Origin of the sequence: Pseudomonas sp. HMWF006, from assembly GCF_003061205.1 — a bacterium.
In the GTDB taxonomy this organism is placed as follows: domain Bacteria; phylum Pseudomonadota; class Gammaproteobacteria; order Pseudomonadales; family Pseudomonadaceae; genus Aquipseudomonas; species Aquipseudomonas monsensis.
The window spans coordinates 1-10535 of sequence record NZ_QAIU01000230.1 but is presented as its reverse complement, the minus strand read 5'-3'; the positions used below and the strand labels follow the sequence as shown (position 1 = coordinate 10535).

At 60.9% G+C, this 10535-nt stretch carries 9 protein-coding genes; 1 reads left to right on the top strand and 8 read right to left on the bottom strand.

Features of this window, described 5'->3' with window-relative positions; translation table 11 throughout:
* Positions 1-739, bottom strand: a 739-nt coding sequence (locus DBR24_RS31810) for a mechanosensitive ion channel family protein (RefSeq protein WP_256591359.1), incomplete at its 3' end; no start/stop codon positions are given.
* Between the two features lie 134 nt (positions 740-873).
* Positions 874-1740, bottom strand: coding sequence for a pirin family protein (locus DBR24_RS09235; protein WP_128614574.1), 867 nt, complete (start codon positions 1738-1740; stop codon positions 874-876).
* Between the two features lie 263 nt (positions 1741-2003).
* Here DBR24_RS09235 and dkgB point away from each other — a divergent pair, with 263 nt between their 5' ends.
* Positions 2004-2807, top strand: a complete 804-nt coding sequence (gene dkgB, locus DBR24_RS09230) for a 2,5-didehydrogluconate reductase DkgB (RefSeq protein WP_128614573.1) — start codon at positions 2004-2006, stop codon at positions 2805-2807.
* Positions 2808-2811: 4 nt separating this feature from the next.
* Here dkgB and DBR24_RS09225 read toward each other — a convergent pair whose 3' ends face one another.
* From DBR24_RS09225 to DBR24_RS09200, 6 genes are all read right to left on the bottom strand, one after another.
* Positions 2812-6030, bottom strand: a complete 3219-nt coding sequence (locus DBR24_RS09225; protein WP_128614572.1) for an ATP-binding protein — start codon at positions 6028-6030, stop codon at positions 2812-2814.
* 9 nt (positions 6031-6039) lie between these two features.
* Positions 6040-6666, bottom strand: coding sequence for a response regulator transcription factor (locus tag DBR24_RS09220; RefSeq protein WP_128614571.1), 627 nt, complete (start codon positions 6664-6666; stop codon positions 6040-6042).
* Between the two features lie 135 nt (positions 6667-6801).
* On the bottom strand, positions 6802-7245 hold the full coding sequence (locus DBR24_RS09215; RefSeq protein ID WP_128614570.1) for a chemotaxis protein CheY: 444 nt from the start codon (positions 7243-7245) through the stop codon (positions 6802-6804).
* 90 nt (positions 7246-7335) lie between these two features.
* Complete coding sequence (locus DBR24_RS09210) at positions 7336-8556, bottom strand: EAL domain-containing protein (RefSeq protein ID WP_128614569.1); 1221 nt, start codon at positions 8554-8556, stop codon at positions 7336-7338.
* On the bottom strand, positions 8549-8938 hold the full coding sequence (locus DBR24_RS09205) for a hypothetical protein (RefSeq protein ID WP_123463473.1): 390 nt from the start codon (positions 8936-8938) through the stop codon (positions 8549-8551). Before DBR24_RS09205 ends, DBR24_RS09210 begins: the two co-directional genes overlap by 8 nt.
* A gap of 171 nt (positions 8939-9109) precedes the next feature.
* Positions 9110-10535 (bottom strand): autotransporter outer membrane beta-barrel domain-containing protein (locus DBR24_RS09200; protein WP_146189004.1); only part of this gene is annotated, 1426 nt, incomplete at its 5' end.

The following is a 10535-nucleotide window of genomic DNA, read 5'->3' as shown; positions in this document are numbered from 1 at the left end:
GCTCCAGTGCGTCGATCACCGAGTTGGGCCGGGCATGGGGGCTGACCTGCACACTGACCGCCACACCGAACATGTTGCTCGGTCGACTGAAGTTGATGATCTTGGCCTTGGCCGCCAGTGAGTTGGGGATTACCGCCATGCTGCCCTGACTGGTTTGCAGACGCGTGGCGCGCCAGTCGATGTCGGTGACCCGGCCTTCGGTGCCGTCGATGGAGATCCAGTCATCCAGCTGATAGGGCTTGGTGGTGTTGAGGACGATCCCGGAGAACACGTCGCTGAGCGTGCTCTGCAAGGCCAGACCGACGATGATCGCCAGCGCGCCGGACGTTGCCAGCACGCCCTTGACCGGCAGATCCAGCACATAAGCCAGCGCGGCGATAATCGCGATCAGGAAAATCACCGCGCCGAGCAAGTCCTGCAACAAGCGCCCGGTGTGCCCGACCCGCTGCATCATTACCGCGCCGATCAACACCGTCAGGGTGCGAGCGCCGAACAACCACCAGCCGATCTGCAAACCAGTCGCCGCCAGGTGCAGCGGCACGTTGTCGGCCCACGGCGCCGGCTCCATCGGGTTGAGGCCTTCGTTGAACAGTACGGCGCTGAACAGGCTGAAAATCAGCACCCGCACCAGCAGCTTCCACTCGCTGCCACGGGAGCTGATCAGGCGCCACAGCCCCAGATCGAGGAGGATCAGGATCAACGCGCAAAACAACGGATGTTCGCTCAGCAGAGACAGCATCAAACAACTCCGACGGGGGCCAATCGCGAGAAGATCGCACAGATTGGGCAAGTGTAGGAGCAATTGATTTCAGCGGATGAACACGATCTCACTGGGAACAAAAAAACCTGCCGCAGCCCCTACACAGCTTTAGGCTAGGAATGCATCTGGCCGAAACGTCCGGACTGGAAGTCGGTGAAGGCCTGGTGGATTTCCTGCTCGGTGTTCATCACGAACGGGCCGTGACCGACGATCGGTTCGTCGATCGGCTCGCCGCTGAGCAGCAACACCACGGCGTCTTCGCTGGCTTCGAGGGTCAACTGATGGCCGTTACGCTCGAACAGCGCCAACTGCCCTTCGCGCACCGACTCCAGGCCGTTGACCTGCAGCGAACCTTTCAGTACCACCAGCGCGGTGTTGCGGCCTTCGTGCAGATCCAGCGTCAGCAACTTGCCGGCATTCAGGCGCAGGTCCCAGACGTCGATAGGGGTGAAGGTGCGCGACGGCCCTTTGCGGCCATCGAATTCGCCAGCGATCAGGCGCAGATGGCCGGCGTCGTCCTTGAGGGCGATGCTCGGGATGGCGCCATCGAGAATCGTCTGGTAACCCGGCGCGGCCATTTTGTCCTTGGCCGGCAGGTTGACCCACAACTGGACCATCTCCAGGTTGCCGCCGGTCCTGGCGAAGCGATCCGAGTGGAACTCCTCGTGCAGGATCCCGGAAGCGGCGGTCATCCATTGCACATCGCCCGGGCCGATGGTGCCGCCACTGCCGGTGGAGTCACGGTGCTGCACCTCGCCCTCGTACACGATCGTCACGGTTTCAAAACCACGGTGCGGATGCTGACCCACGCCACGTCGCTCGGTGGTCGGGGTGAAATGCGCGGGACCGGCATGGTCGAGCAGCAGGAACGGGCTGATGTGTTTGCCCAGGTTGTCGTAGGAAAACAGCGTGCGAACCGGGAAACCATCGCCGACCCAGTGGCCACGCGGGCTGGTGTAGATGCCGATGATGTTTTTCATGGTTATCTCCAATTTGATGAATGACGCATTGAATTGAGCTTATATTCATGAACATTCATGCACTAGACGGCAAAAAACAGTTTTTGCGTTCCATAAACAGGACAATTCGCGAGCCTGCTCGCGAAGGGGTCAGCCCGGACGACACAACTCCCGAAAAAGATTCGTGCCTCGCAGTCAACAGTGCTTTGCCTCAGCGGCGGTTTTTCTCAAGGAAGTCGACGCGGATACTCCGGCCCATTCCCACTGCAACCCTGGAGTCATCAATGTCTGTTCCCGCTTTTGGTCTGGGTACGTTTCGCCTGCAAGGTCAGGTGGTCATCGATTCGGTGAGCACCGCGCTTGAGCTCGGCTATCGGGCCATCGACACCGCACAGATTTACGAGAATGAGGCCGAGGTCGGCCAGGCCATCGCCGCCAGCGGCATTGCGCGTGATGAGTTATTCATCACCAGCAAGATCTGGATCGCCAATTTCGCCGGGGATCGCCTGATCGAAAGCCTCAAGGAAAGCCTGCAAAAACTGCAGACCGACTACCTCGATCTGACACTGATCCACTGGCCATCGCCTGACGATCAGGTGCCGGTCGCCGAATTCATGGGGGCATTGCTGGAAGCCAAGCGTCTGGGCCTGACCCGGCAGATCGGTGTCTCCAACTTCACCATCGAACTGATGCAACAGGCGATTGAAGCCGTGGGCGCCGACAACATTGCCACCCTCCAGATCGAACTGCACCCGTACCTGCAAAACCGCAAAGTCGTCGGGTTTGCCAAAAGCCAGGGCATCCACATCACCTCGTACATGACCCTCGCGTATGGCGAAGTCCTGAAAGACCCGCTGATCCAGCAAATCGCCGAACGCCTGCACGCCACACCGGCACAAGTCACCCTGGCCTGGGCCATGCAATCGGGGTATGCGGTGATTCCATCGTCAACCCGACGCGCCAACCTGCAGAGCAATATGGGGGCCGTTGCGCTGACCCTGAGTGACGCGGACATGGCGCAGATCGCCACGCTGGAACGCGGTCATCGCCTGACCAGCCCGAAAGGCATTGCGCCGGTCTGGGATTGATCGCTCAGGCCTGAAGACGCTGCGCGAGAGCGTTCATGGCCTCGCGCAACACATGGACCGCACTGACTACAGGTTCGGTATCGGCGCCGCGACTGACCTGCTCAAGTTCGTCGCACGCCGCCACCAGCCGCGCCGCGCCGACCATGCGGGCGGCGCCCTTGATGTGATGCGCCAGCTCGCGCAGCCCTTCCGGATCCCGCCCGGGCCTCAGCCGCTCAAGGCGTTGCAGGTCGTGATGCAGGCTGTTCAACACTTCTTCGCGCAGACGCGCAATCAGCGCGTGATCCTCGCCGGCCATCTGCTCCAGCGTACTCAGATCAATGTCTACCGGAACAATGTCCTCGGTGGGTTCAAGCTGTCCGCCGTCATGACTGGCGCCCTCGAGCGCCTGTGCCAGATCGTGCAAGCGAATCGGTTTGAACAGGCATTCGTCCATACCCGCCGCAAGGCAGCGACGCTTCTCCTCGACCTGGGCATTGGCGGTAAACCCGAGGATCAGGCAGGGCCGACGCCCCGTCGTAATCTCTTCGGCACGGATGGCCCGGGCGAGTTCATAGCCATTGCGCCGCGGCATGTTGCAATCGGTGATCACCACATCGAATGACTGCGCCCGCCAGCGTTCCAGACCTTCATGACCATCCTCGGTGTCGACCGTGCGGTGCCCCAGTTCACTCAGTTGCCAACACAACAACAGCCGATTCACCGGATGATCGTCGACTACCAGCACCTGCAGCGAGCACGATGCCTCGCGCAGTGTTTCAGGCGTCGCGGGGCGCTGCTCCAGTGCCGTCAATACTGGCAGCTCAAGGCTGACCTCCACCTGCGTCCCCTGGCCCGGCTCGCTGTCGAGGCGCAACGTACCGCCCATCATTTCGCACAGCGTGCGACTGATCACCAGGCCCAGTCCGGAGCCGCTGCGCGCCGACTGGGGACTATTGCGCGCCTGGACGAACGGGTTGAACAGCCGCTGCCGATCCTGCACTGCGATGCCGATGCCGCTGTCTTGAATGACCACGTTCACCGCCAGTCGCTCGGCCGTCGAGGGCCTTACCGCCAGCCACAAGCTCACCTCGCCGGTGTCGGTGAACTTGATCGCGTTACTCAGCAGATTCGACAGCACTTGCTTGAAACGCGTCGGGTCGATCAACACCTCAACGTCGCTGTGTGCATCGAGTTCGATGTGCCACAGCAAGCGTTTCTGCCGGGCGAGGCCTTCGAATACCCGACAGACCGACACCACCAGTTCACGCAGATTGGCCCGTTCCGGGGCGATGGACAAATGCCCGCTCTCAATGCGGGCAATGTCGAGAATGTCGCCGATCAGCGCCAGCAATTGCTGCCCGGCATTGGAGGCCACCTGAATCGCCAGGCGATCGGTCACGCCCTCTTCGGCCCGCTTCAGGGCCAGTTCGAGCATGCCGATCAACGCGTTCATCGGTGTACGGATTTCATGGCTCATGGTTGCCAGAAACGTGGTCTTGGCCCGATTGGCGTCGTCGGCGATGTCCTTGGCATCCTGCAATTGCTGCAACCATTGTTGGCGCTGGCGAATCTGCCAGCGCTGAAAACCGATCCAGCCCAGCGCCAGCACCAACAGACCCGCCGCACCGGCAAAACCCAGCACAATGGTGCGGCGATGACGCAGCCAGTAACTGTCCTCCACCACCACATCATTGCCCCAGCGTTCGACCAGTTCGTCCATCTGTTGCGGGGCGATGCTCAGCAGGGCCTTGTTCAGGATCGAATGCAGCAGCGGCGCCTGCGGAGCAGTGGCCAGGGCAATGCGGGCCGGCTGGTCGCCGACGGTGCCAATGATGCGCAGGCGCTCGCGGTACTGGTGGGCAATCAGAAAACGCGCAACCAGCAATGAACTCACCGTCGCATCGACCTGGCCCCTGGCAATCCACTCCATGCCTTCGGCAGGGCTTCTGACGTCGACCAGACGAATGCGCGGTACCCGTTCCAGCAGATAGTTGCGTAACGGGTGACCGCGATAAATCGCCACGCGTTTGCCCACCAGATCGTCGAGGGTGCGCGGACTCTGCGCCGCTACCGCACTGACCAGCACAAACGGATTGTTCAGGTAGGCGCGGGTGAATTGCAGCTCGTTTTCGCGCTCGCTGCTGGGCGTCACCACAGGCAACACATCGAGGTCGCCGGCCTTCAGTTGCTCGATCTGGCGATCCAGCGAAGCACCGCGCACGATCGCGAATTGCAACCCGCTGCGCTGGCTGATCAGGCTCAGCAGTTGCGCGCCCAACCCGCTGAAACGGCCGTCGGCATCAAAAAAAGTCAGCGGCGCGAAATCTTCGATGGCGCCGACCCGCACCAGCGGATGCTGATCCAGCCATTGCTGCTCGGTCGCACTGAGCTGAACCCGGGACTGCCCCGCCATCTCTGCAGGACCGGCGCTCCAGCGCAGCTCAATGCGTTGCCGCTGCTCGCCGGGAATCGCCGCCAGTGCCTTGTCGACGATGCGTTTGAGGCGCACATCGCTGCGCAACAAGGCAAAACCGAAGGGGTTGGCGTCAAGCCCCGCCGGCCCGGCCAGGTGCAGGTCGTTGCGGTAATTGGTATTGATCAAGTAGTTGGCGCTGATCAGATCGCCCAGATAAACGTTTTCTGCGCCAAACGCCACGGCCCCCAGCGCATCCATCGCCGAGGCATAACGCTGTATTCGTGCGCGTGGGTATAACGCCTGCACATTCGCCAGCGGCAAATAGTCTTCGACCATGGCGACGCGTTTGTCTTCGAGGCCCATCGTTAACAGTTCGTCGAACCGGGTGACCAGCATGGGCTGATCTTCGGCATAGGCGCGGGACAGAACGATGTCCGGGTCGGCAGTTTCAAACGAATTGGAGGTGCCCAACAGATCGAGATCCGCGCGTTTGAGCGCGCTCATCAGCGCCTCCCGGTCGGCGTACCGGCGCACTTCGATCCGCACACCGAGCAGTTGCGCCAACAGGTCAGCGTAGTCAGCCGTGAGCCCCTCCAGCTCATGTTGATTGCGGCTGATCTCGAACGGCGGGTAGTCGGGCCCGGAAATCCCCATGCGCAATACGGGATGCTCGCGCAACCATTGCCGGTCCTGTTCGTCCAGGGGCAGCTGGACATGCTCCAGACCGCTGCGGGTGAGGATGTCCAGTACCGGTGGCGCCTCGCTCGCCCAGCAGGCCCCCGCCACCATCAGCCACAGCCAGACAACACCACCTGCGAGCTTCATGTGTCTGGCTCAGATCAAATGATTGCGCTTGGCGAAGTCACGCAAGTGCACCGCCGAGCTGATCCCGAGCTTTTTCATCAGCCGGGTTTTATAGGTGCTGACGGTTTTATGGCTCAGGTGCATGTCCTCGGCAATCGTCTTGTTCGGCTTGCCCTGCCCCAATTGCTCGAAAATGTTCAGCTCACGGTCGGAGAGCTGATCGATCATCTGCTTTTCGGTGATTTGCACGGCATTCAATGTGCTGGCGCTGTCCGGCAGTGCGGAAAAATAGGTGTAGCCGGACATCACGGCCTGGATGGCCTTGTGCAGCTGTTGCAATTGATTGGTCTTGGTGACATAGGCCATCGCCCCGGCCCGCAGGCAACGCTCCTGATAAAACAACGGATCGTGGGTACTGAACACCAATACCCGGCAATCAAGATCGTTGGCCCTGATCCGCGTCATCACCTCCAGCCCGTCGAGTGCCGGCAAACGCAGGTCCAGCACGACCAGTTTCGGCTGATGCTCGCGGATCAGCGCCACCACCTCGTTGCCATTGGACGCTTCGTGAATCTCCTTGAAACCTTCGGCTTGCAGCACGATCCGGATGGCGGCCCGTACGACCGGATGATCGTCGACGATCAGCGCTGACTTCATGTCCACTCCCGATGACAAACCTGGCGAAAAGACCAACGGCGTCAGTGGATCCGGACGCAGTGGCTGCGCAAGGACTGTTACACGAATCAGCGAGTGAATCACCTGTCAGGTCTGACAGTTGCCGCCAGCGACATTCTATGCATAAGCCCGACGCCGAGCGCCCGACTCCAGCTGCCAGACCGGCGCATCCCGCGACCTGTCGGGGGCATCGACCAGCGCCATCAACTGTTTGATCGCCGAGGCGCCGGGCGACGCCGCATGACTGATCTGCACGTTGTCCTGGGCAAAACCCAGGGCCGTCTGCAACGGCGCCGAAGCCTCGTTGTAGATCAACGCATGACGAACTTGCGGGTTATTCAGGAAAAACCCCGGCAGGTCCAGCGCTCCGGTCGCCAGGTCGGCGTTGATCACTACGGCGTCGAAGGGTTCGCAGCCGTAATCGACCAGGGTCAGCAACTCGGCGAGGGTCTGCACCGGCGCAACCCGGTAGTAACCGAGGTTATTGAAAAGTCGCTCGGTGTTCATCCGGTAAAAATGCTGCGGGTCGGCGATGAGGATGCGCAGGGCTTTGTTGATCATGGTCAATCTCCCGGTGAAGTCGGTTTCTGGGTCGGGCAAGGCTACGTATGCCTTCCGCCCGGATCTGTAGGAACTTTCCTAAAAACCCGGTCATTCATCCTTGGCCTGATGCTCGTTGCGCTGCTGCAGCCAGCACAGCAAGTCGACCCCGGACATCGGGCGCGCATACCAGTAGCCCTGCCCCTGCGTGCAACCCAGCGCCAACAGTTCCCGGCGCTGCGCATCGGTCTCGATACCTTCGATCACGACGCTCATGCCGAGGGTTTCGCCCAGTGCCAGGGTGCTGCTGATCGCCGCCCGGCAACGGGGCTCATGCTCAAGGTTGCGAATGAAATCAGCGTCCAGCTTGATTTCGTTGAACGGCAACTGACACAGGCGCTGCAACGAGGAAAACCCTGCGCCGAAGTCATCAATCGACAGGCGACATCCCATCATGCGCAGGCGTACCAGGGTTTCTAGGCTGGTGGCCGGCGCTTCGAGCAAGCCGCTTTCGGTCAGCTCGAAGGTCAGGCTTGCACCCGTACTGGCGTGGCGCGCCAGCAGGCTGAGCAGGGTGGAGGTCAGCTCACCACTGGCCAACTGCGTCGCTTGCAGATTGAACGCGATGTTCAAGGCAAAACCTTGCTCGCGGGCACTGCTCTGCACCAGCAGCGCTTGCTCCAACTGAGTAAACAACAGCGCGTCGAGCAACCCACAACGCTCCAGCACCGGCATGAACAGCGCCGGCGAAATAATTCCACGGGTCGGGTGCAGCCAGCGGCACAGCACCTCGACGCCACAGACCTCACCCGTGTGCAAATTGAATTTGGGCTGATACCAGGCATGCAATTGCTGCTCGGCCAGCGCCTGGCGCACCGCCGCTTCACTGGCCAGCGTGACGGCTGTGGCAGCTGGCAATGGCGTGACAGGACGGTTGACCGCCTTGTCGAGCAAATCCGCCAGCACTTGCGCATGCAAGGGTTTGCCGACATCGCCGAGCAAATCCATGCCCAGCAGCGCCACCATTTGATGCACCGCCCGACGCAAGTCTGCCGACAGCGAACTACTGATGATCACTGACTTGACCTGCCCTGACGCGCCCACACGCTGCAGAAACTCAAGCCCGTCCATGCCGTCCATTTGCAGATCGCACAGGGCCACGTCGACCGTGCCAACAGACTCCAGCAGCGCCAGCGCCTCGGCACCGTCACTGGCTTCAAGCACCTCGCGGCAACCGAGCGCACGCAGCATGTTGACCGCCACCGAGCGTTGGAAAGCATGGTCTTCCAGTACCAGCACACGCAGTGGCCGTTCGCAAAAACGCTCAAACATCGAATTGCTCCAGCAGAGGACCCAGGGTTTGTCGATCCGGCGTACGGATCAGGCTCAGTTGCCGCCGTTGACTGGCGTAGATCATCGCTGCCCGGGCCTGGCCGCGTTGTCCGTCGTAGATCACACCGTGGCGAATCTGCGCGTTGCTCTGAAAAAATCGCAGCGCATCAATCCCGGTAGCGGCCAGCACGTTCGCGTTGATCAGCATCAGGTCAAAGCGCTCGAAAGGCTCGTGGGAGTATTGGGTCACGCTCAGCAGTTCGCGGAATGAACGTACCGGCGTGAGCGCCCGACAGCCCAGTTCATTGAGCGTTCTGCTGATTCGCGAATGCAGTGAGCACTGCTCTTCGACAATAAGGATGCGCCAGCACTTGTAGGACATTGATTTCGACAGGGTTAGGAAAAGGAATTGTTGCTGGTAGTACCAATGCCGACACGCTAATCAAAAAGAACTGCGCGGCATGTAGGACAAGTCTGAAAAAAACACCGGAATGTTCTGGCCGTCGCAAGAGAAAAAGCCACGGCGGAATAACCCGACGTGGCGTCTGTTTGCTTACCAGAGGTAGCGATAACCCAGGCTCACACCGAAGGGTTGCTCGATGCCATTGCCTTTGGCGTATTCGGCATCCAGCGAGATCTTGCTCTTCTCACTGACCTGCAACACGCCGCCAAACCCGAGTTCGACCCGGTTACCCGGCAGCTCGGCGTCGAACTTGTGGCCATTGACGTTGACCTTGCTGCTGCCGGCATGCTCGGTGATGTACGACGCTTTGACATACGGTTGGGCCTTCATGCCGTTGCTCAGCTCCAGGCTGCGACCGAACAGTGAACCCACACGGCTCTGCAAGGAGTCGAGGTCATCGGACTTGACACGCAAGCCGTTGCTGGCGGTGTAACTGGCGCCCTGGGTACGCGTCGCGGTGATTTCCAGTTGTGGCTCCACGAACCAGCCATCCTTCAAATTGATGCGCTTGCCGACCTCGATGTCCGCACCGACGCCGTTGGTGCTGTAGGAACCTTTGACCGACTCGCCCAGATTGCTCGGGGTCTTGATCTCGTTATCGAAACGGCTGTACTTCAACACGCTGTCGACGTACACACCGTTGTCGTTGAGGTACGTGGCGTAGACGCCGAACATACGGCTGTCGATTTCACCGGAAGCGCCCTCGCCGAAATCCAGGTCCGATCGGGCGGTACCGACCATCGCACCGACATAGACTTTGCCGCTGTCCACCGCGAAGGCTTTGTCGGCACCGATTTCCAGCCCCGTGACGTCTTGGGTGTAGGCGCGACTGGAGTGTTCGCTGACGTCGAATCGCTTACCGATCGCGCGGGTCCAGAGACCACCGTCATCCTCGCCCATGCGTAATTCGCCGAGGCGTTTGACCAAGGCGTTCATCTGCGCATTCCACAGGCCCGCTCCGGCGGTGCGGGCAGCGATGGCGGCGTTGGCACCTTTGGACAGGTTTTGCGGCGCCGGGTCGACCGGGCGCGGCGGTGGTGTTACAGGGGACACCGGTTTGACAGGATCAACCGGCGCCACGGGGTCTACTGGATTGACGGGGACTACTGGCTTTCCCGGGTCGACTGGATTGACCGGGTCCACTGGCTTCACCGGGTCGACCGGAATCGCGCCCCCGCTTGCCAGTCCCCAGTCATCGCCCTGTTGCTGCAAGGTGTAACGAAATGCACCGGCATCGACATGGCCTCCATACAAGGCGAATTTCGCATCGCCCCCGTGAGTGTCCACCAACAACAGTCGGCCGTCAGAAGCGCTCGGTTCATGCCCGGAATCGCCGACGATCAACGTGTGATCTCCGCTCGCCAGTCCGGCGCCCTGCACCACCAGCAAATCATGCTGCTGGCTGGCGATGTCGGTGTTCATCAGGATGTTGCCGCTGCCGGACAGGGCGTTGACCGTGAAGGTTTTGAAGCTGCCATCGGTGCTCGGGACGAACGCCAGGCGGCCACCGTTGAGT

Bases quoted from the DNA above. Each gene is read 5' to 3' on its own strand.
- DBR24_RS09235 (WP_128614574.1), bottom strand. From the start codon at position 1,740: ATGAAAAACATCATCGGCATCTACACCAGCCCGCGTGGCCACTGGGTC.
- dkgB (WP_128614573.1), top strand. From the start codon at position 2,004: ATGTCTGTTCCCGCTTTTGGTCTGGGTACGTTTCGCCTGCAAGGTCAG.
- DBR24_RS09225 (WP_128614572.1), bottom strand. From the start codon at position 6,030: ATGAAGCTCGCAGGTGGTGTTGTCTGGCTGTGGCTGATGGTGGCGGGG.
- DBR24_RS09220 (WP_128614571.1), bottom strand. From the start codon at position 6,666: ATGAAGTCAGCGCTGATCGTCGACGATCATCCGGTCGTACGGGCCGCC.
- DBR24_RS09215 (WP_128614570.1), bottom strand. From the start codon at position 7,245: ATGATCAACAAAGCCCTGCGCATCCTCATCGCCGACCCGCAGCATTTT.
- DBR24_RS09210 (WP_128614569.1), bottom strand. From the start codon at position 8,556: ATGTTTGAGCGTTTTTGCGAACGGCCACTGCGTGTGCTGGTACTGGAA.
- DBR24_RS09205 (WP_123463473.1), bottom strand. From the start codon at position 8,938: ATGTCCTACAAGTGCTGGCGCATCCTTATTGTCGAAGAGCAGTGCTCA.